At 76.7% G+C, this 22,506-nt stretch carries 24 protein-coding genes; 11 read left to right on the top strand and 13 right to left on the bottom strand.

The annotated features are described in order from the left end of the window. Nucleotides 1-146 precede the first annotated feature (146 nt). Nucleotides 147-2,006 (bottom strand): molecular chaperone DnaJ, encoded by a 1,860-nt coding sequence (locus ANAEK_RS04095; RefSeq protein WP_012524885.1) that lies wholly within the window; start codon nucleotides 2,004-2,006, stop codon nucleotides 147-149. A gap of 15 nt (nucleotides 2,007-2,021) precedes the next feature. Then, complete coding sequence (locus ANAEK_RS04090; RefSeq protein WP_012524884.1) at nucleotides 2,022-2,819, bottom strand: prolipoprotein diacylglyceryl transferase; 798 nt, start codon at nucleotides 2,817-2,819, stop codon at nucleotides 2,022-2,024. 134 nt (nucleotides 2,820-2,953) lie between these two features. Between ANAEK_RS04090 and ANAEK_RS04085 the strand changes: the two genes are divergently transcribed. From ANAEK_RS04085 to ANAEK_RS04075, 3 genes are all read left to right on the top strand, one after another. Next, nucleotides 2,954-4,066, top strand: coding sequence for a phosphotransferase (locus tag ANAEK_RS04085; RefSeq protein WP_012524883.1), 1,113 nt, complete (start codon nucleotides 2,954-2,956; stop codon nucleotides 4,064-4,066). Then, nucleotides 4,063-4,572, top strand: a complete 510-nt coding sequence (locus tag ANAEK_RS04080; protein WP_012524882.1) for an adenylyl-sulfate kinase — start codon at nucleotides 4,063-4,065, stop codon at nucleotides 4,570-4,572. Before ANAEK_RS04085 ends, ANAEK_RS04080 begins: the two co-directional genes overlap by 4 nt. A gap of 66 nt (nucleotides 4,573-4,638) precedes the next feature. Continuing rightward, entirely contained in the window at nucleotides 4,639-6,450 is a 1,812-nt protein-coding gene (locus tag ANAEK_RS04075) for a DUF294 nucleotidyltransferase-like domain-containing protein (RefSeq protein ID WP_012524881.1), read from the top strand. Nucleotides 6,451-7,011: 561 nt separating this feature from the next. Here ANAEK_RS04075 and ANAEK_RS04070 read toward each other — a convergent pair. After that, a complete protein-coding gene (locus tag ANAEK_RS04070; RefSeq protein ID WP_012524880.1) occupies nucleotides 7,012-7,869 on the bottom strand; it encodes an EAL domain-containing protein in 858 nt (285 codons plus the stop codon). Nucleotides 7,870-7,983: 114 nt separating this feature from the next. Between ANAEK_RS04070 and ANAEK_RS04065 the strand changes: the two genes are divergently transcribed. Further along, nucleotides 7,984-8,604, top strand: a complete 621-nt coding sequence (locus ANAEK_RS04065; protein WP_012524879.1) for a 3'-5' exonuclease — start codon at nucleotides 7,984-7,986, stop codon at nucleotides 8,602-8,604. Nucleotides 8,605-8,624: 20 nt separating this feature from the next. Here ANAEK_RS04065 and ANAEK_RS23115 read toward each other — a convergent pair whose 3' ends face one another. From ANAEK_RS23115 to ANAEK_RS04050, 4 genes are all read right to left on the bottom strand, one after another. Further along, nucleotides 8,625-8,762 (bottom strand): hypothetical protein, encoded by a 138-nt coding sequence (locus ANAEK_RS23115; RefSeq protein WP_012524878.1) that lies wholly within the window; start codon nucleotides 8,760-8,762, stop codon nucleotides 8,625-8,627. A 387-nt stretch (nucleotides 8,763-9,149) separates the two neighbouring features. Then, nucleotides 9,150-9,707: a DUF3501 family protein gene (locus tag ANAEK_RS04060; RefSeq protein ID WP_012524877.1), complete on the bottom strand. Its 558-nt coding sequence runs from the start codon at nucleotides 9,705-9,707 to the stop codon at nucleotides 9,150-9,152. Nucleotides 9,708-9,726: 19 nt separating this feature from the next. Next, complete coding sequence (locus ANAEK_RS04055; RefSeq protein WP_012524876.1) at nucleotides 9,727-11,094, bottom strand: heterodisulfide reductase-related iron-sulfur binding cluster; 1,368 nt, start codon at nucleotides 11,092-11,094, stop codon at nucleotides 9,727-9,729. 115 nt (nucleotides 11,095-11,209) lie between these two features. Further along, nucleotides 11,210-11,629, bottom strand: coding sequence for a rubrerythrin family protein (locus tag ANAEK_RS04050; RefSeq protein ID WP_012524875.1), 420 nt, complete (start codon nucleotides 11,627-11,629; stop codon nucleotides 11,210-11,212). Between the two features lie 260 nt (nucleotides 11,630-11,889). Between ANAEK_RS04050 and ANAEK_RS04045 the strand changes: the two genes are divergently transcribed. Beyond that, the gene (locus tag ANAEK_RS04045; protein ID WP_232288366.1) at nucleotides 11,890-12,216 is read left to right on the top strand and encodes a hypothetical protein; all 327 of its coding nucleotides are present in this window, start codon (nucleotides 11,890-11,892) and stop codon (nucleotides 12,214-12,216) included. Between the two features lie 8 nt (nucleotides 12,217-12,224). Here the strand turns inward: ANAEK_RS04045 and ANAEK_RS22595 are convergent, their stop codons facing one another. The 3 genes from ANAEK_RS22595 to ANAEK_RS04030 are packed head-to-tail and all read right to left on the bottom strand — an operon-like array spanning nucleotide 12,225 to nucleotide 14,399. After that, a complete protein-coding gene (locus tag ANAEK_RS22595) occupies nucleotides 12,225-12,869 on the bottom strand; it encodes a diacylglycerol kinase (RefSeq protein WP_232288365.1) in 645 nt (214 codons plus the stop codon). Between the two features lie 46 nt (nucleotides 12,870-12,915). Then, entirely contained in the window at nucleotides 12,916-13,902 is a 987-nt protein-coding gene (locus tag ANAEK_RS04035) for a dihydroorotate dehydrogenase-like protein (protein ID WP_012524872.1), read from the bottom strand. Between the two features lie 35 nt (nucleotides 13,903-13,937). Then, nucleotides 13,938-14,399, bottom strand: a complete 462-nt coding sequence (locus ANAEK_RS04030; protein ID WP_012524871.1) for a universal stress protein — start codon at nucleotides 14,397-14,399, stop codon at nucleotides 13,938-13,940. 117 nt (nucleotides 14,400-14,516) lie between these two features. Between ANAEK_RS04030 and rarD the strand changes: the two genes are divergently transcribed. After that, complete coding sequence (rarD, locus tag ANAEK_RS04025; RefSeq protein WP_012524870.1) at nucleotides 14,517-15,422, top strand: EamA family transporter RarD; 906 nt, start codon at nucleotides 14,517-14,519, stop codon at nucleotides 15,420-15,422. Between the two features lie 125 nt (nucleotides 15,423-15,547). After that, entirely contained in the window at nucleotides 15,548-16,624 is a 1,077-nt protein-coding gene (locus tag ANAEK_RS04020; protein WP_012524869.1) for a 4Fe-4S binding protein, read from the top strand. Here the strand turns inward: ANAEK_RS04020 and ANAEK_RS04015 are convergent. Then, entirely contained in the window at nucleotides 16,621-17,142 is a 522-nt protein-coding gene (locus ANAEK_RS04015) for a hypothetical protein (protein WP_232288364.1), read from the bottom strand. The genes ANAEK_RS04020 and ANAEK_RS04015 overlap by 4 nt on opposite strands. A 153-nt stretch (nucleotides 17,143-17,295) precedes the next feature. Here ANAEK_RS04015 and ANAEK_RS04010 point away from each other — a divergent pair, with 153 nt between their 5' ends. Then, a complete protein-coding gene (locus ANAEK_RS04010) occupies nucleotides 17,296-17,766 on the top strand; it encodes an aminoacyl-tRNA deacylase (protein WP_012524867.1) in 471 nt (156 codons plus the stop codon). Nucleotides 17,767-17,776: 10 nt separating this feature from the next. Here the strand turns inward: ANAEK_RS04010 and ANAEK_RS04005 are convergent, their stop codons facing one another. Then, nucleotides 17,777-18,256: a YbhB/YbcL family Raf kinase inhibitor-like protein gene (locus ANAEK_RS04005; RefSeq protein WP_012524866.1), complete on the bottom strand. Its 480-nt coding sequence runs from the start codon at nucleotides 18,254-18,256 to the stop codon at nucleotides 17,777-17,779. Nucleotides 18,257-18,287: 31 nt separating this feature from the next. Next, nucleotides 18,288-20,051, bottom strand: coding sequence for an ATP-binding protein (locus ANAEK_RS04000; protein WP_012524865.1), 1,764 nt, complete (start codon nucleotides 20,049-20,051; stop codon nucleotides 18,288-18,290). Between the two features lie 156 nt (nucleotides 20,052-20,207). On the opposite strand from ANAEK_RS04000, the gene ANAEK_RS03995 reads away from it, so the two are divergent. The 3 genes from ANAEK_RS03995 to ANAEK_RS03985 all read left to right on the top strand — a co-directional run bounded on the left by ANAEK_RS03995 (nucleotide 20,208) and on the right by ANAEK_RS03985 (nucleotide 22,445). Next, the gene (locus tag ANAEK_RS03995; RefSeq protein WP_012524864.1) at nucleotides 20,208-20,711 is read left to right on the top strand and encodes a MarR family winged helix-turn-helix transcriptional regulator; all 504 of its coding nucleotides are present in this window, start codon (nucleotides 20,208-20,210) and stop codon (nucleotides 20,709-20,711) included. A gap of 88 nt (nucleotides 20,712-20,799) precedes the next feature. Beyond that, entirely contained in the window at nucleotides 20,800-21,564 is a 765-nt protein-coding gene (surE, locus tag ANAEK_RS03990; protein WP_012524863.1) for a 5'/3'-nucleotidase SurE, read from the top strand. After that, a complete protein-coding gene (locus ANAEK_RS03985; RefSeq protein WP_012524862.1) occupies nucleotides 21,561-22,445 on the top strand; it encodes a M23 family metallopeptidase in 885 nt (294 codons plus the stop codon). Before surE ends, ANAEK_RS03985 begins: the two co-directional genes overlap by 4 nt. Nucleotides 22,446-22,506 lie beyond the last annotated feature (61 nt).

The following is a 22,506-nucleotide window of genomic DNA, read 5'->3' as shown; positions in this document are numbered from 1 at the left end:
GCTCCCTCCGATGTAAGCAATGCCCGGCGCCGCTGCCGTGGCCGCCCGCCCCCCCGTCGGGCAATTGCCGGCCGCACCCGCCCACCCGCCCTGCGTCCTTGGGGGCAGCAGCCCGGCGCCGGCCGGCCCGCGCCCCACCTTCGCCGTCAGCGCCGGAAGCGGCGCTCGATCCGCGAGCGCAGCAGCTCGAGCAGCTCCTCCGCGGTGGTGCCCGCCCCCGCGGCGACCGCGAGGCGGAGCGGACCGCGCCCGCGCACCCGCGCGCCCTTGCCGAGCGGACCGCCGTCGGCCAGCACCTGCACCGCCGCCGGCGCGAGGTCCACCTCGCACGGCCCCAGGTACAGCTCGGCGAAGCGGCGCCGCAGCCGCTCGGCGGTGAGCGCCTCCGCCTCGGCGGGCAAGAGCTGGAAGCCGATGGCGGTGCCGGCGAGCGCGGCGGTGACCTCCGCCACCAGGCCGAGCCGGAGCGCGTGCGGGGCGAGCGCCTCGAGCCCGTCCACCTCGCCGTACCGCCAGTAGCTGCGCAGCACCGCCCCGCACGCGGCGCAGGCGATGCCGTGCAGCGCGTCGAGACCGCGGGTGCGATACAGGTGGCGCGCCGGCCCGCGCGCGCGGCAGCGCGGGCAGGTCTCCTCGGGCCCGAGCGCGGCGAGCACCGCCCGCGCCACCTCCGCCACCGCCGGCCGGTCGAGCGCGATGCGGACGCCCGCCGCGAGGTCGGCCGCGGCGAGCTGCACGCCCGCGTGGACCTCGCCCCCGCCCTCTCGCGCGCCCACCATGAGGTGCCTCGGGAGCCGCGCGAGCATGCGCCCCAGGTCCGGCGCCCCGGGCCACCCGGCGCGCAGCGCGTCCCAGCGCGCCTCCAGCGCCGCGGCCGTGGCCATCGCCTCCGGCACGCGCCGGCCGCCCTCCTCCGCGAAGAACGCGAGGCAGGTGAGGGCCACCTCCCACGGCGCCGCGCGCGCCGCGTCCTCCAGCGCCCGCGCCAGCGCGCGCGCCTCCGCGCTCGCGCTCCGCCGCTCCAGCCGCGCCGCGCCCTGGCGCACCAGCGCGCTCTCGCCCAGCGGGTCGAACGCGCGGCGCGCGCCGGTGGGCCCCCGCCGCTCGATGCCGTCCATGGCCTTCCTCCTCGCGCGCGACAGCTCCGCCGCCGCGGCCGCCGCCCGCGACAGGCGCGCCCGGGCGTCGGCGCGCGCCGCCTCCGCGTCGGCGGCCAGCTCGGCGCGCGTCTCCTCCACCAGGTCGCCGCCCGCGGCGCGCCGGCGCTCCGCCTCGGCGCGGAGCCGCTCGGTGTCGCTGGCGCGCAGCCGGTCGCGCTCGCGCGCGAGGGACGCGGCGATGCGCCGGAGCGTCTCGATGCGCCGCTCGATGCGCGCGAGCCGCTCGGCCTCGTCGATCCCCTCCACCACCTCGCCGGCGCCGAGCCGCTCCGCGATCACCTGCAGGCCGGCGAGGTCGCCGCGCGCGTAGGCCGCGTTCACGTGGGCCATGAGCCCGGAGCGCCGCGCCTCCTCGCCGGCGTCGCGGGCGAGGTCGGGGTGGAGGAGCCGCGCCAGCCGCCGGTAGAGCCGCTTCAGCGCGGCGGCCTCGTCCTCGAGCGGCTCGAGCTCGCCGCCCTCGCCGGCGCCGGCCGGCGCGCGCCCGCCCGCGTCCCACGGGTCGCCGCCCGGGGGCGGCGGCGCCGCGGCCCGCCGGCGATCGCGCCGCGGCGGCTCCGGCGGCGCGCCCGAGCGGAGCCGCTCGGCGAGCGCGGCGAGCCCGTCCTCCAGCGCCTGGAGCGTCCGCACCAGCCGCTCCGCGGCCGCCAGCTCCGCGAACGCGTCGCCCAGCGCGCGCTCCCAGCGGTGCGCGAACGCCGCCAGCTCCGCCGAGCACGCCTCCAGCTCGCGATCCAGCGCGCCGATGTCGTCGAGCAGCGCCCGCAGCCGGGCCTCGGCCGCGTCGGCTGGTCCGGGGGGCGGGGCGGGGAGCCGGGCGAGCCCGAGCGCTCGCTCGCGAGGGGACATGCGCCCCCGGTTCTATCACCGGCGGCCGACGCCGGTGGAGACCCGGACCCGCTCCTCGTCGGACGTCCGCCGCGTGAAGCCCCACACCGCGTACGCGACGAGCGCCACCGCGAAGTACTGCGCGAACGTGAGGCCGAGGTGGCGCGCGTCGGCGTAGGACACGTCGGTCGCGCGCAGGAAGTCGAGCAGGAACCGCCCGATCCCGTAGACGAGCGCGAGCAGCGGGAGCAGCCGGCCGCGCAGCACGTCGCGGCGGTGCAGCGCCCACAGCACCGCCCCGAGCGCCAGCAGCAGGATGGCCTCGTAGAGCCCGAGGTCGTGGCGGGGGCCGTCCGGGAACCGGACCGCGAGGAAGAAGTCGGTGAGCCGGCCCGGGTGATCGTGCACCGTGAAGCAGCCCACCCGCGCGATCCCCCAGCCCGGCGCCACGCCCAGCGCGAACGCGTCGGCGTAGGAGGTGAAGCGCACGCGCTTGCGCCGGAAGTAGACCGCCGCGGCGATCATGCCGCCGGCGAGGCCGCCCATCGACGAGAGGCCCTCCCAGAACTTGAAGATGCGCAGCGGGTCCTGCAGCTCCTCCGGGTGGTAGAAGAACAGGTGTGCGAGGTGCCCGACCACCACGCCGGCCAGCACCCCCACCACCGCGAAGTCGAGGATGACCTGCGGGTCCTTGCCGAGCTGCTTCGCGCCGCGCGCGGAGAGCTGGACGGCGGCGAGGATCCCGAGCGCGGAGAGCACGCCGAAGGACTGGAGGGTGAACGGGCCGAGCGAGGCGCTGGGGAGCTCGAACCAGGGGATGATCGCGAGGGGCATCGGCGCAGCTTTACCTCCCGGACGGCCGGCGGTCCACGCGAAACCCAGCCCTCCGCGGCACCCCGCCGCGACCCGGCGGTCGCCGGCCCCGGCCCGCCCGCGCGGGCCTATCCTCGGGGCGGAGGAGGTGGGCCATGGCCCCGACCATCCCGGGCGCGGAGGCGCTGGGCGCGCTCGCCGCCGCGCTGTTCCCGGGCGGCGCGGTCTCGCGGATCGAGCCGCTCGGCCCGGACGCGGGCGGCGACAAGGCGGTCGGCTACGGCCGCCCGCTGCGCGTGACGGTGCGACTGCCCGGCGGCGGCGAGCGGCGCTTCGTGTTCCGCACGCAGGCGCCGAACGAGTTCGGCCACGACCGGCGCGCCGACCGCGCCGAAGGTGCGCTGCTCGCGTACGACCTGTTCGACCGCTTCCCGCGCCACGTGCGCGCGCTCGACGTGGGGGCGATCGCCGGCGACGGGCGGCTCGTGTCGCTGGGCGGCGCGGGCGAGTTCTGGCTCGCCACCGACTGGGCCGACGGGACGCTCTACGCCGACGACCTCCGGCGCGTGGCCGCGCACGGGGCCGGGCCGCTCGACCAGGCCCGGGCCGACGCGCTGGTGGACTACCTGGTGCGCCTGCACGCGGAGCGGCTCGACGACCCGGCGGCGTGGCGGCGCGCGGTGCGCGACCTCCTCGGCCACGGCGAGGGGATCTTCGGCCTGGTGGACGCGTACCCGGCGGACGTGCCGGCCGCCCCGCCGGCGCGGCTCCGGGCGCTCGAGGAGCGGTGCCTCGCCGCGCGCTGGGCGCTCCGCGCGCGGGCCGGCCGGCTCGCGCGGACGCACGGCGACTTCCACCCGTTCAACGTGGTGTTCCGCCCGCCGGGCCCGGGCGAGGACGGCACCGGCTTCACGCTGCTCGACGCCTCCCGCGGCGGGGCCGGCGACCCGGCCGACGACGTGGTCGCGCTCACCGTGAACTACCCGTTCTTCGCGCTGGGCCACCCCGGCGCCTGGGCGGGGGGGCTGCGCGCCCTGTGGCGGCGCGCCTGGGAGCGCTACCTCGCCGCGACCGGCGACCGCGCCGTGCTGGAGACCGCGCCGGCGTACCTGGCCTGGCGCGCGCTGGTGCTCGCCTGCCCGCGCTTCTACCCGCACCTCCCGGCACCGGCGCGCGACGGGCTCCTCGGGCTGGCGGAGCGGACGCTCGACGCCGGGCGGCTCGAGCCCGGCGACGCGGACGCCCTGTTCGCGGAGGAGGGCGCATGAGCGGCGCGGTGGTGTGGGTGACCGGGCTCCCCTCCTCCGGCAAGAGCACCTTCGGCCGGGCGCTGGTGGCGCGCGTGCGCGCGGCGGACCGGCCGGCGGTGCTGATCGACGGCGACGCGGTGCGGGCCGCCCTCTCGCCGGCGCCGGGCTACGACCCGGCCGCGCGCGCGGCGTTCTACGAGACGCTGGGGAACCTGGCGCTCCTGCTCGCGGGCGAGGGGCTGGTGGTGGTGGTGGCCGCGACCGCCGCCCGGCGCGTGTTCCGCGACCGCGTCCGGATCCGGGCGCCGCGGTTCGTGGAGGTCTGGATCGACGCGACGCCGGAGGCCTCCGCGGCCCGGGATCCCAAGGGGCTCTGGGCGCGGGCGCGCGCGGGCGGCGCGCCGGAGCTGCCGGGCAGCGGCGCGCCCTACGAGCCGCCGCGCGCGCCGGAGGTGGTGGCGCGGGGCGGCGGCGAGGACCGGGAGGCGCTCGCCGCCGCGGCGGCGCTGCTCGAGGACGGGTGAGTCCCCCGGAAGCCGCAGCGCCGGCCGGCGCGCGGGGCGGGCGTGCCGCTCTGCTATCCTCGCCGGATGGCCGCCCTCGATCCGGTCGCGTTCGTCCGCGGGACCCCGCCGTTCGACGCGCTGCCGGCGGACGCGTTCCGCGACGCCGCGCGCGCGCTCGAGATCGTGTTCTTCCCGACCGGCACGCGCGTCCTGGAGCGCGGCGGCACGCCGTCCGAGCACCTGTACGTCATCCGCAAGGGCGCGGTGCGGCTCGAGCGCGAGGGCCAGACGCTCCAGCTCCTGGAGGAGGGCGAGGTGTTCGGGTTCACCTCGCTCATCTCCGGCAAGGCGACGCTCGACGTGACCGTCGAGGAGGACCTGCTCGCGTACCGGCTGCCGCGCCAGGAGTTCCAGGCGCTCCTCGCCTACGGGCCGTTCGCCGGTCACTTCGCGTCCGGGCTGGCCGAGCGGCTCCGGAACAGCCTGGAGCGCTCGCAGGTGGCGAGCTTCCAGCCCGACCTGGCCGTCCCGGTCTCGACCCTGCTGCGCGGGCCGGCGGTGCGGATCGCGCCGGCGGCGACGGTGGGCGAGGCGGCGCGGGTGATGGCGGAGCGCGGGGTGGGCTCGCTCATCGTGGACTCGGAGCCGCCCGGGATCGTGACCGACCGTGACTTCCGCTCCCGGGTGCTGGCGCAGGGGCGCGGGCCGGAGACGCCGGTCGTCGACGTGTACACCGCGCCGCTCCGGACGGTGGGCGGCGACGTGCCGGTGTACGAGGCGTGGCGCATCCTGCTCGACTCGGGCGTGCACCACCTGCCCATCACCCGGAACGGCGGCGAGATCGCCGGCGTGCTCACCGCGACCGACCTGCTGAAGTGCACCGCGTCCGGGCCGGTGGCGGTGATGAAGCGGCTGGAGCGGCTGGGCGGCCGCGACGCCTTGCCCGGCTACGGGACCAAGGTGAGCGAGATGGTCTCGGCGCTGTTCGCGGGCGGGCTCGAGCCGACGGTGATCGGCGGGTTCGTGGCGCGGCTGAACGAGACGCTGGCCGGCCGGATCCTGCGCTGGGCCGAGGACGACCTCGGTCCGCCGCCCTGCCCGTACGGCTGGCTGGTGTTCGGCTCCGAGGGGCGCAAGGAGCAGATGATCCTCACCGACCAGGACAACGCGCTCGCCTGGCGCGACGACACGCCGGAGGCGCGGACCTACTTCGCGGCCATGGCGGAGAAGGCGAACGCGGACCTGGTGGCGGCCGGGTTCCCGCGCTGCCCGGGCGGCTACATGGCGACGCGGTGGCAGGGCTCGCTGGCCGAGTGGGAGGAGCGCTTCCGCGCCTGGCTCGACCGGCCGACGCCGCAGGCGCTCCTCGAGGCGTCGATCTTCTTCGACTTCCGGGTGGCGCAGGGCGCGCTCGACCCCGAGCCGCTGGAGGCGATCGTGCGCCGGGCGCGGAACGCCCGCACGTTCCTCGCCGCGATGGCGAAGAGCGCGCTCACCTTCCACGCGCCGGGCGGGCTGATGCTGCGGCTGCGCAGCGAGTCCTCCAAGTTCGACCTGAAGCTGAAGGGCGTGAGCCCGATCGTGTTCCTGGCGCGCGTCTACGGCCTGGAGGCGGGCGCCCGCACCTCCAACACGCTGGAGCGGCTCGCCGCCTCGGTGAAGGCCGGGCTCATCGAGCAGGACACCTGCGACACGCTCTCCGAGGCGTACCGCTACATCCTGCGGCTGCGCCTGCGCGAGCAGCTCCGGACCATCTCGGAGGGGAAGATCCCGTCGAACGTGGTGTCGATGTCCGACCTGTCCTCGATCGAGCGGAGCCGCCTGCGCGACGCGTTCCGCGCGATCGAGGTCTGGCAGGAGCGGGCGTCCTACCACTACCGGACGGACCTCTTCTGACGGGGCTGCGCCCCGCCCCGCCGAGCGGAGCTCGTCGGGGCCCCACCCGGCCACGCGGGGCCCGTGACCTCGCGCGCCCGCGTTCGCGGGCTCGCGCGAGGTCCCCGCGGGCGCGGCTGCGCCGCGCGTCCGGGGCTGCGCCCCGCCCCGCCGAGCGGAGCTCGTCGGGGCCCCACCCGGCCACGCGGGGCCCGTGACCTCGCGCGCCCGCGTTCGCGGGCTCGCGCGAGGTCCCCTCGGGCGCGGCTGCGCCGCGCGTCCGGGGCTGCGCCCCGCCCCGCCGAGCGGAGCTCGTCGGGGCCCCACCCGGCCACGCGGGGCCCGTGACCTCGCGCGCCCGCGTTCGCGGGCTCGCGCGAGGTCCCCGCGGGCGCGGCTGCGCCGCGCGTCCGGGGCTGCGCCCCGCCCCGCCGAGCGGAGCTCGTCGGGGCCCCACCCGGCCACGCGGGGCCCGTGACCTCGCGCGCCCGCGTTCGCGGGCTCGCGCGAGGTCCCCTCGGGCGCGGCTGCGCCGCGCGTCCGGCGCCGCGCCCCGGCTGATCTCGCCGCGCTGCGCTCCGCCTACCGCCCGGCCACCCGTGCGCGGTCCTTGAACAGGAAGCCCTGCACCAGGTCGAACCCGAGGTCGCGCGCCAGCACGAACTCGGCGGTGGTCTCGACGCCCTCGAGCACCGTGTGCGCGCCGACCTCGCGCGCCATCCGCGTGAGCGCCTGCACCAGCGCGCGGTAGCGCGGGTTCTCGAAGCGCGGGATGAGCGAGCGGTCGAACTTCAGCACCTCGGCCTCGGTCATCGCCTCGAAGGAGAGCAGGCCGTCCACGGCGCCGACGTCGTCGAGCGCGACGGTGACGTGGCGCGAGCGGAGCGACGAGAGCATGTCGCGCGCGGCGAGCGCCTCGGTGCGGGCCAGCGCCTCGGTCACCTCCACCACCACCTTGTTCTGCGCCGAGCCGAACAGCGCCAGGAACGGGTTCTGGTGGCGATCGCCGGCGCGGGTCCACGAGTCGGGGTCGAGGTTCACGAACACCGGCGCGCGCGGCGCGTGCTCGACCTGGTGCAGCTTCAGCGTCAGCTCGGCGCGGAGCAGGAGCGCCGGCTCGTCGCGCAGCAGCGGGAACACGCGATCCGGCGGGATGGGCCGGCCGCTGCGGTGGCGGAAGCGGGCCAGCGCCTCGAACGCGACGGTGCGCCCGGTGCGGCAGTGCACGATGGCCTGGTACTCGGTCCAGAAGCGCCCGTCGTCGAGCACGCGGCGGATCTCGTCCAGGTCGAGCGGCCGCGGCAGGCGCGGGCGCGTCTCGACGGCGTGGAGGTCGAAGGGGATCGGGGCGGCCGGGGTGGGATCCACCTCCGGCGGGACGAGACCGTGGAGCTCTGCCTCGACGCCCTCCGGACCGTACTGCCAGGCGACGGCGCTCATCGGCGGATCCCCCGCGCGATGTCCCGGCCCGGGGCGGCCAGGAAGGTGTGCGAAGCTAGGGTGTGGTAGGTGACGTCGTGCAAGCGCCTACATGCTGCCACCCGATAGCGCCTCATGCTAGGAAACGACCGCGTGTTCTGGCCCTCCCCTTCGTGGGACACCGTCGTCTACTGGGCCCTCGACCTGGAAACAGGCGGCCTGGACCCCCGCCGGGACGCGATCCTGGCCGTGGGAATGGTGCCCGTGCGCCTGGGCAGCGTCCGTCTGGGTGAGTCGTTCTCGACCCTGATCCGGCCCGAGGCGACCGCCGCCATCGACCCTGGCTCGATCCGCGCGCACCAGCTCGTCCCGCACGACGTGGCGTCGGCGCCCTCGCTCGACTCGGTGCTGGCGGACGTGGACGTGCGGGCGCGCGAGGGCGCGCTCCTGGTGCACCAGGCGTCGCTCGACGTGGCGTTCCTGAAGCGCGCCTACCAGCGCTGCGGGCGGCGCTGGCCGGACCCGCCGGTGGTCGACACCGTGGCGCTGCTCATCAAGGCCGCGAAGCGACAGCGGTTCGTCGACCCGGACGCGCCGGCCATCGAGCCGGAGCTGAACCTGCTCGCGGCCCGGCGCCGGCGCGGGCTCCCCGACTACGGCCAGCACGACGCGCTGACCGACGCGGTCGCCACCGCGGAGCTGTTCCTGGTGCTCCGGCGCCAGCTCGCGGCGCGGACCCTGCGCGACCTCCGCTGAGGAGGCGACGCGCCGCGCGGCTACAGGCCGAGGAGGCCCGCCGCGAGGAGCGCCACCGCGACGGCGGCCGTGAGCCAGCCGCTCCAGCGGTGGTCGAGCGTCTCGGGGCGGGCGAGCGCGACGGCCTGGGCGCGGGGGATGCGGGGAGCGCGGGGCATCGGATTCCTCCGGGCGGCGCGCAGCGCGCCGCCTCGGATCCTCGTAACGGCCGCGCGTCCGCTCGGCAACGCGACGGGCGCGCGGCCGGCCTCGAGCGCCGGGCGCAGCCGCGGGATCGGACCGCTCCCGGGCAGCCAGCGCGGCCCCTCGGGCCCGGCCCGCCGGAAGCCTCGCGACGGCGGATGGTGCGAGCGCATCGGTCCCCCCCCGCTCGCGCCCTCCCCGACGATCCCGGCGCGAACCTGGCCATGTTGCGTCGCCGAGGCTGTGGGCGGAACTCGCACGACGGGGGGACATGCAGGCGGGTGTGGCCTGCGGCCGCGCACGCCTGGTCGGCCCGGCGCCGGGCGCGCGGGGCGGGAGGCCCGGGGACGCGACGTCTGGCCTCAGTCCGCCTTCAGGTCGGCCGCGAGCGCCTCGCGCTGCGCCTCGTCGAGGCGGGTCTCCACGCTGAAGGCCGGCAGGTCGCACCCGACCGCGACCGGCGCCTCGCCCCGCACGTCGAACTTCAGGTACTGCACCGAGGAGAGCCGGTCGGTGCCGACCTGCCGCGGGTCGTAGGTGGCGCGCACCTTCTCGCCGGAGGGGAGGAGCAGGTACAGGTGCTCCGGGAGCTGCAGCCACTCGCGCAGCCGCCGGTCGCGCTCCTCCGGCTCGGCGATCTCGATGAGCAGCGACACGCCCAGCTCGCCCGGGCCGCCCAGCAGCTCGTTGTACGTGTCGAGCTCGTGCCGGACGTCCTCGTCGCGCGTGATCCGCTCGGCGCGCACCATCTCCTGGATCTGGTAGCGGACGGTGGCGGTGTTCTCGAACAGGAACGTGAGCACGCCGCCCACGTGCACGCGCCGCCGGGCCTTGGCCTGCAGCACCGCGGCGCGGACCTCCTCGCGCGACCGCTCGTAGGTGGACGGGTCGAGGATCTCCTCGCGCCGGACCTTCCTCATCGCTCGCCTCCTTCGCTCCTCATCGCTCGCCTCCCTCGCGCTTCGGCCCGAACCCCTCGCCGCGGTACGCCCGCGCCAGCAGGGTGATCGGGTGCAGTGGCTTCTTGCCCGCGTGCTGCTGGAACTGCACGGCCGCGAGCGGGCAATCGGTGGCCCACACCTCGGCCTCGGCGGCCTTCATCCCGTCGAACGCCTTCTTGCCCACGCGCTGCGAGGGCTCGAAGCCCTCCACCGTCATCGCGAACGTGCCGTCGTGCCCGCAGCACTCCATCACGGTGGACGCCACGGTGACGCCCGGGATCTTCCGCAGCAGGTCGCGCCCCTTGAAGCCGATCCCCTGCGCGCGCAGGTGGCAGGGCGCGTGGTACGCCACCTTGCCGCCCGGGGGCACCGACGCGAAGCTCGCGTCGAAGCGCGGCTCGTTGCGGATCGACCAGAGGTACTCCGACACGTCCATCACCGCCGGCGCGAGCTTCTCGGCGCGGGCCCGGTCCTCGCCCTCGAGCAGGTGCGGCCACTCGCGGCGCATCATCATCGAGCAGGTGGGGTTCACCACCAGCACCTTCGCGCCCTTCTCGACGTACGGCAGCAGGAGCTCGAGGTCGCGGTGCGCCCAGCGGCGGAGCGACTCGAGGTCTCCCGTCTCCCAGGCCGGCATCCCGCAGCACAGCAGCCCCTTCACGACCCGCACGTCCACGCCGTTGCGCTTCAGCACGTAGAGCGCGTCCTTGCCGAGGTCCGGCTCGTTGTGCTGCACGAAGCAGGTCTGGAACAGCACCGCCTCGCCGCCCGGCTCGGCCTGGACGTGCCCGTGCTTCTCGGCCCAGGCGTCGAACGGCTCGGCGGCGAACTCCGGCAGGAGCTTGTCGCGGTGCACGCCGACCACCTTCTCCATCAGCACGCGCAGCGGCCGGGTGCGGTTCGCGACGTTCGCCATGCCGAGCGACAGGCGCGCCAGCTTGCCGGCGGCGTCCGGGTCGTTCAGCACGCGCTGGCGCAAGGTGGGCGCCTTCCCGCGCCGGTTCACCCCGCGGTAGCGGTGGACCAGCTTCGGGAAGTCGAGCTGGAACTCGTGCCCGTCACGCGGGGTGTACGGGCACTGCACCTCGCACAGCTTGCACTGGAAGCACGCGTCCATCACCTCGCGGGTCTCGGCCTCGGTGACGCGGGTGACCTCGCCGTCGTGCCGGTCGTCCACGAAGGAGAACAGCTTCGGGAAGCTGTCGCAGTACTTGAAGCACATGCGGCAGCCGTTGCAGATCTCGAACGCGCGCAGCACCTCGCCGTCGAGCGCGGCGCGGTCCCAGTAGCGCTCCTCGGTGGGATCGTAGGAGAGGCCCGGGGTGGGCTTGAAGGAGACGGTCTTTTCCTGCGTCGGCGTGCTCATGGCGCGGAGTCTCCCGCGGGATCGGTGGGGACGAAACGACCCGATGCACTCCCCAATGGGGGCGCATCGGGTCGTCGCAGCGGGATCGCCGGCGGGGCCGGCGAATCCGGCGCGGCTAGCTGATGGTCTTCAGCATCTTGTCGAAGCGGCCGGCGTGCGACTTCTCGGCCTTCGCCAGCGTCTCGAACCAGTCGGCGACCTCCGCGAAGCCCTCCTCGCGCGCCGTCTTCGCCATGCCCGGGTACATGTCGGTGTACTCGTGGGTCTCGCCGGCGATGGCGGCCTTGAGGTTCGCCACGCTGTCGCCGATCGGGAGGCCGGTGGCGGGATCGCCGACCGGCTTCAGGAAGTCCATGTGGCCGTGCGCGTGGCCGGTCTCGCCCTCGGCGGTGTCGCGGAAGTTGGCGGCGACCTCGGGGTAGCCCTCCACGTCGGCGATCTTCGCGAAGTACAGGTAGCGGCGGTTGGCCTGCGACTCACCCGCGAACGCGTCCTTCAGGTTCTGCTCGGTCTTGCTTCCCTTCAGCTGGGCCATGTCACTTCTCCTTTTTCGGGTGAGGGTGATCGATCCGTGCTCGGGCGGAGCCGCGATCTCCGGGCGGGCACGCGGCGTGCCCGCCGGGAGCACCGGCGCTCGGGCCGTCGCTCGTTGCGGTGGGGGAGTGGTAGCGACGACGGGGCCGGATTCATAGACCCTGTGGGGGCCGTGCGGCGCGTCGCGCCATTCACGGTTCGTCAACCCGTCACGCAGAGCGCGGGCCCCGGCCCGCCCGCGCGCTGCGGGGAGGCTCGCCGGTGAGCACCGTCGGTGCGGAGGGCACCATGGCGGATCCCGACGAGCGCCAGCGCGACCGCGAGCTGCGCCTGCGGCGCGAGCAGGAGCTGAAGGACCTCGAGACCGAGAACACCCACGGCGAGCGGCCGCTCGAGGGGCTGTCGTCCGCGCCCACCACGTGGACGCAGGACCAGGACGACCGCGAGGCCGAGCGCGTGCACGGCGACGACGAGCCGGAGGCGCAGGCCCGATCGCTGGCGCAGATCCCGCCCGCGCCCGACGATCGCCGGCTGCCGGCGCGGACGGACCCGCCGCAGGCGGATCGCGAGGAGCCGGACCCGAGCTGAACGCCGCCTCAGCGGGCGGCGGCGCGCCGGCGGGCGGCGTCGGCGGCGAGCGCGAGGAGCAGCGCGGCGGCCGCCGTGCCGGCCTGCGCCTCGGCCGCGCGCGCGAGCGGCACGAGCCCGGCGAGGCCCCCCAGCGCGAGCGCGGCCCGGACGCCGCGGCCGCCCGGCAGCGGCCCGGGGAGCAGGCCGGCGGCGGCGGCGGTGCCGAGCGCGCCGGCGGCCGCGGGCGCGAGCGCGCCGGCGCGCGCCCACAGCGCCGGCCAGGCGGGCGGGAGGATGGCGAGGAACGCGAGCACGCTCCCCGCCGCGAGCGCCAGCACCGCGCCGGCGGCGGCGTCCTTCGCGATCCGCGCCCCCTCGCTCCGGCCCGGCGAGGCGAGGTCCACCGCCGCCTCCAGCGCCGAGTTGGCCGCCTCCGCCGCCGGGACGAGCGCCACGAGCGCCAGCAGCAGGGCCCGCTCGACCGGCGAGAGGGGCGCGGCGGCCGCGAAGGCCGCGGCGAGCACGCCGAGCGCGAGGTGGATGCGGAGGTTGCGGTCGCGCAGCGCGGTCTCGGCGAGGCCGGTCCAGGCGAAGCCGAAGCTGGCGGCGAGCCCGTGCTGGCCGCGGGCGGCGGGCGGCGGGGGCGCGGGGTGGGGCTCGCGGGCGCGCATGATCGCGCGCATGGTGCCACGGACGCGGGGCCGGGCGCGAGCGCGGCTAGATGTTCTGGGAGAGGATGAGGTGCACGTACTGGGCGCGCTCGTAGGCGCCCGGGTCCTGCGCCGCGCGCTGCGAGAGCAGCCCCCGGATCTCGTCCACGGTGCCGGTGCCGCGGCGGTCCAGCCAGTCGTCGACGCCGGCCACGATCTTGCCGAGCTGCGGGATCCCGTGCCGCACCAGCGCCGAGGCGACCTGCACCACCTGCGCGCCGGCGAGGAGCTGCTTCACCGCGCCGAGCCCGTCGTGCACGCCGGTGGTGGCGGCGAGGTGCGCGCGGACGCGGCCGTGCAGGATGCCGATCCAGCGCAGCGGGACCAGCGCCTCGGCCGGCGTGGAGAGCGACATGGTGGGCACCGCGGCCATGCGCTCCAGCGAGAGGTCGGGCTGGAGGAAGCGGTTGAACAGGACGATCCCGTTCACGCCGAGCGCGTCGAGCCGCGCGCAGAAGTGGGCGAGCGCGGTGAAGTAGGGCGAGAGCTTCACCGCCACCGGGATCGTCACCGCGTCGCGCACCGCCGAGACCGCCTCGAGGTAGCGCGCCTCCACCTCGGCCGCGCTCACCGCCGGGTCCGCCTCCACCGCGTACAGGTTCAGCTCCAGCGCGTCGGCGCCGGCCTGCTCGATGTCCCGGGCGAACTCGGTCCAGCCGCCCGCGGCCGAGCCGTTCAGGCTGGCGATGACCGGGATCTCCAGCGCGCGCTTGGCCCGCTCGACGAGCGAGAGGTACTCGTGCGGCCCGACCCGCTGCGGCGGGAAGTGCGCGCGCACGTCGGGGCTCGCCCAGGCGGCGCCGTCCAGCGCGGCCGCGATGGTCGCGCCGGCCCCCTCGAGCTGCTCCTCGAACAGCGAGCGGAGCACCACCGCGCCCGCGCCGTGCGCCTCCGCCGCCTGGAGGTTCTCCAGCCGGTTCGACAGGGCGGACGCGGCGAGCACGACCGGGCTCGGCAGGGCGAGCCCCATGTACTCGGTGACGAGGTCGGCCATGCGTCTCCCCGGGCGGCGCCGTCCGCCGCCCTGCCCTACTTCGCCGGGCCCTGCGGGTGCACCGTGACCACCGGGCAGCGCGCGCGGCGCACCACGCGCTCCGCGACGGAGCCCATCAGCGCGTGCTCCAGGCCGGTGCGCCCGTGCGTCCCGAGCACCAGCACGTCGGCGCGCTGGTCCGCCGCCCAGGCCACGATCTCGGCGGCCGGCTCGCCCACCGCGGTGGCGGTGTCCACCGCCGGCGCGCCGAGCGCCTCGGCCTCCCGGCGCCACTCGTCGAGGTGCCGCTTCGCCTGCTCCGCCAGGTCCTGCATCATCTTCGGGCTGGCCACCACCGAGCCGTCGGGGAACGTGTAGCCGGGCACCGGGTAGGCGTGGAGGAGCGTGAGCGAGCCCGCGTTCCGGCGGGCCAGGTCGGCGGCGACCTCCATCGCCGCGCGCGAGGCGTCGGAGAAGTCGATGGGGCAGCAGATCCGCTTCCAGTCGGCGTTCGGCATCGCGTCCCCTCTTTCCCGGAGGTCCGGAGGGGATCCTAACCTCGGCGCCGCCTTGCGGACAGGCCGGAGGGGGGAATCGGGTGCGCCTCGGCGCGCAGGGCTTTAGGATGCCGCCCCGTGGAATCCCGGTCCCGAGGCCTCGCCTACGCGCTCGCCGCCTACCTGCTGTGGGGCGCCTTTCCCCTGTACTTCAAGGCGCTGCACGGCGTCCCGGCCCCCGAGATCCTGGCCCACCGGGTGCTGTGGTCGGTGGTCCTGCTCGCCGGGATCGTCCTGCTGGGCGGGCGGTCCGGCCAGCTCCGCGACGCGCTCCGGCCCGGCCGGCGCGGCGTGCTCGCCGTGACCGCGGTGCTCATCGCGGCGAACTGGCTCATCTACATCTGGGCGGTGAACGCCGGCCGCGTGCTGGAGGCGAGCCTCGGGTACTTCGTGAACCCGCTCGTCAACGTGCTGCTCGGCATGGCGTTCCTGCGCGAGCGCCTCTCGCGCGTGCAGGCGCTCGCGGTGGCGCTGGCCGGCGCCGGCGTGGCGGTGCTGGTGGTGCGGCTCGGGACCGTGCCCTGGCTGCCGCTCAGCCTCGCGCTGTCGTTCGGCCTCTACGGCCTGCTTCGCAAGCGCGCCGGCATCGATCCCATCGGCGGCCTGCTGGCCGAGACCGCGCTGCTCGCCCCGGTGGCGCTCGCCTACCTGGTGCTGCGCGGGACCGGCGGCGAGGGCGCGTTCGGCCACGGCGCATGGCGCACCGCGCTCCTGGTGGCGGCGGGCCCGGTCACCACCGTCCCGCTGGTCTGGTTCGCGATCGGCGTCCGGAGCCTGCGCCTCTCGACCATGGGGCTGGTCCAGTACATCACGCCGACGATCCAGTTCCTGATGGCCGTGGCGCTGTTCCGGGAGCCGTTCACCCGCACGCACGCGATCGCCTTCGGGTGCATCTGGGTCTCGCTCGCGGCGTACACCTGGGACGCGCTCGCGCGCGTCCGGCGGGTGGAGGCAGCGGCCGCGGGGGCGGCCCGCGCCGCCTGAGGCCGCGATCCGGGCGCGGGAATCCGGCCGGGGCGCCGGGCGTTGCACCGGCCGAGCCCCCGCCCGATGGTGCTGCCGGGGCCCGCGAGGTAGGTTCGCGCCGCCCCCGCACCGCAAGGCTCCCCGTGAACCCGAAGCTCGACGTCCTCCCCACCGCGCTCCCCACCCCGCCTCCGCCCCCGCCCGCCGCCGAGCGCGGCGAGCGCTGGACCAACCCGTGGCGCAGCCTCCCCCGGGTCCGGTGGGCGGTGCAGCTGACCTACCTCGCCTTCCTCCTGCTGGTCGGCTGGCAGTTCATGCGCTTCTACGACGCCGTCCGCGGCGGCGGGCCCATCGACGTGGCGCGCCCGCCGTCGGTGGAGGCGTTCCTCCCCATCGCCGCGCTCGTGTCGCTGAAGCGCTTCGTGCTCACGCGCTACTGGGACGAGATCCACCCGGCCGGCCTCACCATCCTGCTCGCGGCGCTCGCGACGGCGTTCGTGGCGCGCAAGGCGTTCTGCTCCTGGGTGTGCCCGGTGGGAACGATCTCGCGCGCGTTCGAGTGGCTGGGGCGCAAGCTCCTGTGGCGCCGCGGCTGGCCGAGCGTGCCCCGCTGGCTGGACCTGCCGCTCGCGTCGCTGAAGTACCTCCTGCTCGGCTTCTTCGTCTGGACGGTGTTCGTCCAGATGCCGCTCGCCGCCATCGAGGGCTTCATGCAGGCGCCCTACAACGTCGTCGCCGACGCGAAGATGCTGGAGCTGCTCCTCCACCCCTCGACGACCTTCCTCACCGTCGTCGGCGTCCTCGCGCTCCTGTCGCTGGTGGTGAAGCACTTCTGGTGCCGGTACCTGTGTCCGTACGGCGCCCTGCTCGGCGTGGTGAGCTGGCTCTCGCCGGTGTCGGTGCGCCGGGACCCCGAGGCCTGCAACGACTGCCGCGCCTGCACCCGCGCCTGCCCGAACGAGATCCAGGTCCACACCAAGCTCCGCGTGCTCTCCACCGAGTGCACCGGCTGCATGTCGTGCGTCGCGGCGTGCACCACGCGCGACTGCCTGGGCGTGACGCGCAAGGGCGCGCGGACGCTCTCGCCGTGGCTCGTCCCGGCGCTGACGCTCGGGGTGATGATCGGGTTCTGGGCGATCGCCGCGGCGACCGGGTTCTGGCGGACGATCGTGCCGCCCGAGGCGTTCCGCTGGGCGTACCGGGTGATGGGGATCGGCTAGCCGCGCGAGCCCGGCGCGCGAGGCGCGGCGGCGCGCCGCCGGCTGCCCAGCCCGTGCGCGGCCGCGGAGACCGCCACCACCGCCGCCAGGGCGAGCCCCCAGCCGACCGCCACCACCCACGCCGGCCGCCCGAACAGCATCGGGAACCCGACCAGCCAGGCGAGCGCCGAGAGCGAGGACGCGGCCGCGGTGCGCGCCAGCCCGAACACCGAGACGCCGCGCCGGGCCAGCACCTCCACCGCGAGCACGCCGCCCGCGACCAGCGCCGACAGGCCGGGGCCGATGAGCAGCAGGTACAGCCCGACGAGCGCCTCGCCCGAGGTGCGCGGCACGAGCGCCTGCGCCGCGAGCGCCAGGGCGATCGCGGCCGCCGCCCCCGCCGCCCCGCCGGCGGCGCGCTGGGCGAACGCCCGCCCGCCCGCCGTGCGGACGCCGGCGAGCACCGCCGCCGCCACGGCGGCGGCGAGGACCAGCAGCACGGGCGCGAACGCGCCGGCGGGATCGGCGGGCGGGGGCACCGGCGGACTGTAGCCCATCCCGGCGCCGCGCCGCGGCAGGATGTCGCAGCGCGGCCGGGCGCCTGGCCCACCGGTGGGGTTCCACCTGGGCGCCTCCCGCCCGAGCGGCGGGCTGGATATGGGTCAGCGCGTACGAACAACAAGGAGGGCGCCATGATCCCCGAGCGCATCGACCGGTACCTGCGCGCGCACCACCCCGGCTGCGCGCACACCATCCACCTGCGCGCGGTGGCGGCGCAGCGCCTCGCCGCCGCGGAGCACGTGAGCGGGACGCGGGTCGCGAAGACGGTGGTGGTGAGCCTCGACGGCGACATGGCGCTCGCGGTGGTGGGCGCGGATCGCGTGGTGGACCTCGACGTGCTGCGGAGCGTGAGCGGCGCGGCGCAGGCCGGGTTCGTGCCGGAGACGGCGTTCGCGAACCGCTTCGAGCCGTGCGAGGCCGGCGCGGAGCCGCCGCTCGGCGTGTTCGGGCTGCCCATCTACGTGGACGCGGCGCTGGCGCAGCAGCCCTGGATCGTGATGCGCGGGGGCACGCACGAGGACGCGGTCCGCCTGCGCACCGACGAGTGGCTGCGCGAGGAGCACGCCACGGTGGTGGACGAGCTGGGCCGGGTGCGGATGTAGCGTCGGCGGGTCAGCGCCCGCGCTTCTGGTACGTGCCCATGAGCTGGGCCTGCTCGAGCACGTGCCCGCGGATCGCCTCGAGCACGCGCGCGCGGGTGGGGCGGCCCAGGTCGCCGAGCGGCGCGTCGAGCGCGTAGAGCGTGAAGAAGTAGCGGTGCCGGCCGATGGGCGGGCAGGGCCCGCCGTAGCCGGTGCGCTTCCAGTCGTTCAGCCCCTCGCGCGTCCCGGGCGGCAGCGCCTCGGGCGCGACGCCCTCCGGCAGGCCGGGGGTGGCCGGCGGCAGGTCGTGGAGGATCCAGTGCGACCACACCGTGCGCGGTGCGGCCGGATCCGGCGCGTCGGGATCGTCCACCACCAGCGCCAGCGCGCGCGCCGCGGCGGGCACGCCGGAGAAGCGGAGCGGCGGCGAGAGGTCCTCGCCCTCGCAGGTGTGGCGCGCGGGGATCTCGGCCCCGGCGGCGAACGCGGTCGAGTCGATGGCGAGCGGCACGCGGCCTCCTCCCTGCCGGCGGCGGGCGCCGTCAGCCGCGGTCGAGGGGCAGCTCGACCGTGAAGGTGGCGCCCCGGGACGGGGCGCTGTCCAGGCGCACCGTCCCGCCGTGCGCGTCCACCAGCTTGCGCACGATCCAGAGCCCGAGCCCGAGCCCCGGGTACTGCCGGGCCGGGGCGGCGCGCTCGAAGCGCTCGAAGATGCGGGCCTGGTGCTCGGGCGCGATGCCGATCCCCTGGTCGGCGATCTCCAGCACGGCCCGCCCCTCGCCGGCCCGCACCGCCACCCGCACCTCGCCGCCCCGCCCGTACTTCATGGCGTTCGAGAGCAGGTTCGTGATCACCTGGTCCAGGCGCTGGACGTCCACCGTGCACGGCACCGGCGCCGGCGCGTCCAGCACGAGCGGACAGTCCGCCTCCTCCGCCTCGTCGCCCGCGCGCGCCACCGCGTCGCGCGCGAGCTGGGCGAGGTCGGCCGGCTCGGGCTGGAGCTGGATCCGGCCCGCCGAGATGCGCGAGACGTCGAGGAGCAGGTCGGAGAGGCGCGCCAGCCGCTCGGCCTGCCGCGCCACCTTGCGCAGGCGGCCGTCGAGCGCGCTGCCCCGCTCGGCGCGCACGTCGCGCGCCAGCAGGTCCACCGCGAGGCGCAGGTTGCCGAGCGGGCCGCGCAGCTCGTGCGAGGCGACGTGCAGGAACTCCTCCCGCGCCTCGGCCCCGCGCTGCACCTCCCGGAACAGGCGCGCGTGCGCGAGCGCCAGCGCCGTGCGCCGCGCCACGTCGGCGAGCAGCGCCAGGTCGGCGGGGCCGCGGCAGCGGGAGGGATCCGCGCTCGCCGCGACGAGCGCGCCCAGGCTCCGGCCCTGCACCGACAGGCCCGCCGCCGCCACCGTCATCGGCCGGGGGTCCCCCTCGCGCGGCCCGACCACGAGCGGCGCGCCGCCGGACACCACCGCCTCGAGCCCGGCCTGCCGCTCCGCGACGAGCGCCAGGGCGCGCGGCCCCAGCCCGGCCGCATCGGCCTGCGCCACCGGCACGAGCGCGCCCCCGGCGTCCGGGAGCAGCACCGCCGCGAACTCGCACATCGTCGGCACGGCGGTCCGGACCACGCCGTCGAGCAGCTCCGCCTCGTCGAGGCGGTCCGCGAGCAGCGCCGCGAGCGCGTCCAGGAACGCGAGCCGCTGCTGCGCCGCCACCGCCGCGGCGCGCGCCACCCGCTCCGCGATCAGCAGCCGGGCCCGGTCGAGCGCCTGCGCCGCCTGGGCGGCGAGCGCCTCGGCGAAGGCGCGCGCCTCCGGCGTGAACGCCTGCTCGTCCTCGAACGAGACCGCGAGCACGCCGATGACGCGGTCGCGCACGCGGAGCGGCAGCGCGGCGAGGGCGCCCCGCGAGCCCACCTGCCGGCGCAGCTCGGCCACCAGCGGATAGCGCGCGGCGAGCTCGGCGTCGCTCTCCACCAGCACCGGCGCCGCGCTCCGCCACGCGTCCGTGGCCGGGGTGTGGTCGAGCCTGCCCGCGGCGTGCGCCACCGGCTCCGGCACGCCGGCGGACCGGAGCACGTCCAGCAGTCCGCCCGGCCCCGGCACGAGCAGGAAGCCGTGGGCGCCCCCCAGCGCCGCGATGCCCTCCCGCAGCGCCACCTCGGCCACCTCGTCCGGCGTGCGCGCGCCGGACAGGGCCGCGGTGGCGGCCTGCAGGCGCGCGATCCGCGCCGCCGCCGCCTCCGCGATCCGGCGGGCGGCGCGCTCGGACTCCCACGCCTCCGGCGCGGCCGGCTGCGGTGACTCCCGACGATCCATTGGTGCGCTCCCCCGACGAGCACCCGGTCGTCGCATTCGACACCACCCTTCTGAGGACCACAAGGCGACATGGAGCCCGGTGCGGCTGCGCCAAACGGGTGATTCGGGTGCGACTTTCGGCTTGGACGAACGCCCCGGACGGGACAGACTGACGCCATGGGTGGGAAGCCGCAGAAGGACGGCGCCGAGGCACGCGGCGCCGGGCAGCGTGATCGGCCGGACGGGGCCGACCTCGGACCGGTGCTCGAGTTCATGGGCGCGCTGTGGAGCATGGACCACGCGCTGCAGTCCGCGTCGAAGCGGATGGAGGCGCGCCACGGGGTGACCGGGCCGCAGCGGCTGGTGATCCGGATCGTCGGCCGCTACCCCGGCATCTCGGCGGGCGAGCTCGCCGCGATCCTCCACCTGCACCCGAGCACGCTCACCGGCGTGCTGAAGCGGCTCGCCGGGCGCGGGCTGCTCGAGCGCGTGGCGGATCCCGGCGACGCGCGGCGCGTGCTCCTCCGGCTCACGCGGCGCGGGCGCGAGGTGAACGCGCTGAAGGGCGGCACCGTCGAGCACGCGGTGCGCCGTGCGCTCGCGCAGGTCGAGCCTCGCACCGTGAGCGCCGCGCGGGCGCTCGCCGGCGCCATCGCGGCGGAGCTCGATCGCCTGGGCTGATCGCGGCGCCGCAGGCGGCGACGCGCTCCGACGAGATCGCGGGACGCCTCGCCTGGCGGCCCGCGGCGATGGTGGTAGATTCTCGCGCGTGCGGGTCCTGCTCTCGAACGACGACGGCGTCCACGCGGCCGGCCTGAAGGCCCTCGCCGACGCGTTCCACGGTGACGAGGTCTGGGTGGTGGCGCCGGACCGCGAGCAGTCCGCCTCGTCGCACGCCATCTCGCTCCACCGGCCGCTCCGGCTGCTCGAGGTCGCGCCGCGCTGGTACGCCGTGGACGGGACGCCCACCGACGCGGTGTACATGGGGCTCAACCTGGTGCTGCGCGACGCCCGCCCGGACGTGGTGGTCTCGGGCGTCAACCACGGCCCGAACCTCGGCAACGACGTGCTGTACTCCGGCACGGTGGCGGCGGCGATGGAGGGCGCGCTGCTGGGCGTGAACGCGGTCGCGGTGTCGCTCGCCGCGCCGCCCCCGCACGACTTCGGCGAGGCGGCCCGGTTCGCCGCGGCGCTCGCGCGGCAGGTGGTGGCCCGGCCGCCGCCCGCGCCCGTGCTCCTCAACGTGAACGTCCCGCCCGGCCCGGTGCGCGGCTACCGCTTCGCGCGGCTCGGCCGGCGCACCTACGGCAACGAGGTGGTGGAGAAGACCGATCCTCGCGGCCGCAAGTACTACTGGATCGGCGGCGAGGGGCGCGTCCACAACGAGGACATCCCCGGCTCCGACTGCAACACGGTGCTGCTGGAGCGGCTCGCGGCGGTGACGCCGCTCCACCTCGACGGCACGCACGATCCGATGTTCCAGGAGCTGCGCAGCTGGACCGTGCCCGGCTACGAGAAGGAGCCGGCCCCGTGATCCGCCGGGCGGCACTCGCCGCCGCGGCGCTCGCGCTCCTCACCGGCTGCCCCGCGAAGCCGCCGGTGATCCGCCCCTCGCCGCCCGCGGCCCGGCCCCTGCCCATCCCGCTCCAGGCGCCGGCCGGCCACGACGAGCCGGCGCTGGCCGGGATCGTCCACGTGGTGCGGCGGGGCGAGACGCTGTACCGGATCGCCCGCGCGTACGGGATCGACCCGGCCGACCTGATGGAGACGAACGGCATCGCCGATCCGCGCAACGTGGCCGTCGGGACGGAGCTGTTCGTGCCCGGCGCGAGCGCGCCCGCCGAGGTGACGCCCTACCCCGGCCCCATGCCCGCCGGCCCCGCTCCCGCGGCGACGTCCACGGCGAGGCCCTCCCCGGCCGTCGCGTCCGCCGCGCCCGCGCCCGCGCCCGCCGCGGCGCGGGGCGCCGCCCCCGGCCGCGCCGAGATCGTGGCCGCCCCGCCGCGCGACGCCGACGACGGGCCGCCGGTCGTCCGCCAGGGCGCCCCGTCGCGCCTCGGCTGGCCGCTCAAGGGCGTGCTGTACGGGCGCTACGGCGTCCGCGCCGGCCAGCGGCACGACGGCATCGACATCGCGGCGCCGGAGGGGACGCCGGTGCTGGCCGCGGCGGACGGCAGCGTCATCTACGCCGGCGAGCAGGCCGGCTACGGCGCGGTGGTGATCCTGCGCCACGACGGCGGGCTGGTGACGCTGTACGCGCACAACTCCGAGGTGCTGGTGAAGGAGGGCGCGCGGGTCGATCGCGGGCAGCCCATCGCGCGCGTGGGCCAGACCGGCCGGACCACCGGCCCGCACCTGCACTTCGAGGTGCGGGAGGGGACGCGGCCGCGCAACCCGCTGCTCTTCCTCCCTTGAGCGCACGCGAGCCCATCCCCTCCCGTCGCCGCGGCGTCGGCTCGGTCCGGGCGCTGATTCA

The organism is Anaeromyxobacter sp. K, from assembly GCF_000020805.1.
Classification (GTDB): Bacteria; Myxococcota; Myxococcia; order Myxococcales; family Anaeromyxobacteraceae; genus Anaeromyxobacter; species Anaeromyxobacter dehalogenans.
This window is presented reverse-complemented; position numbering and strand designations above follow the sequence as displayed.

Excerpts from the sequence above, each read along its gene's own strand:
- ANAEK_RS04095 (WP_012524885.1), bottom strand. The coding sequence starts at position 2,006 with ATGTCCCCTCGCGAGCGAGCGCTCGGGCTCGCCCGGCTCCCCGCCCCG.
- ANAEK_RS04090 (WP_012524884.1), bottom strand. The coding sequence starts at position 2,819 with ATGCCCCTCGCGATCATCCCCTGGTTCGAGCTCCCCAGCGCCTCGCTC.
- ANAEK_RS04085 (WP_012524883.1), top strand. The coding sequence starts at position 2,954 with ATGGCCCCGACCATCCCGGGCGCGGAGGCGCTGGGCGCGCTCGCCGCC.
- ANAEK_RS04080 (WP_012524882.1), top strand. The coding sequence starts at position 4,063 with ATGAGCGGCGCGGTGGTGTGGGTGACCGGGCTCCCCTCCTCCGGCAAG.
- ANAEK_RS04075 (WP_012524881.1), top strand. The coding sequence starts at position 4,639 with ATGGCCGCCCTCGATCCGGTCGCGTTCGTCCGCGGGACCCCGCCGTTC.
- ANAEK_RS04070 (WP_012524880.1), bottom strand. The coding sequence starts at position 7,869 with ATGAGCGCCGTCGCCTGGCAGTACGGTCCGGAGGGCGTCGAGGCAGAG.
- ANAEK_RS04065 (WP_012524879.1), top strand. The coding sequence starts at position 7,984 with ATGCTAGGAAACGACCGCGTGTTCTGGCCCTCCCCTTCGTGGGACACC.
- ANAEK_RS23115 (WP_012524878.1), bottom strand. The coding sequence starts at position 8,762 with ATGCCCCGCGCTCCCCGCATCCCCCGCGCCCAGGCCGTCGCGCTCGCC.
- ANAEK_RS04060 (WP_012524877.1), bottom strand. The coding sequence starts at position 9,707 with ATGAGGAAGGTCCGGCGCGAGGAGATCCTCGACCCGTCCACCTACGAG.
- ANAEK_RS04055 (WP_012524876.1), bottom strand. The coding sequence starts at position 11,094 with ATGAGCACGCCGACGCAGGAAAAGACCGTCTCCTTCAAGCCCACCCCG.
- ANAEK_RS04050 (WP_012524875.1), bottom strand. The coding sequence starts at position 11,629 with ATGGCCCAGCTGAAGGGAAGCAAGACCGAGCAGAACCTGAAGGACGCG.
- ANAEK_RS22595 (WP_232288365.1), bottom strand. The coding sequence starts at position 12,869 with ATGCGCGCCCGCGAGCCCCACCCCGCGCCCCCGCCGCCCGCCGCCCGC.
- ANAEK_RS04035 (WP_012524872.1), bottom strand. The coding sequence starts at position 13,902 with ATGGCCGACCTCGTCACCGAGTACATGGGGCTCGCCCTGCCGAGCCCG.
- ANAEK_RS04030 (WP_012524871.1), bottom strand. The coding sequence starts at position 14,399 with ATGCCGAACGCCGACTGGAAGCGGATCTGCTGCCCCATCGACTTCTCC.
- ANAEK_RS04010 (WP_012524867.1), top strand. The coding sequence starts at position 17,296 with ATGATCCCCGAGCGCATCGACCGGTACCTGCGCGCGCACCACCCCGGC.
- ANAEK_RS04000 (WP_012524865.1), bottom strand. The coding sequence starts at position 20,051 with ATGGATCGTCGGGAGTCACCGCAGCCGGCCGCGCCGGAGGCGTGGGAG.
- ANAEK_RS03995 (WP_012524864.1), top strand. The coding sequence starts at position 20,208 with ATGGGTGGGAAGCCGCAGAAGGACGGCGCCGAGGCACGCGGCGCCGGG.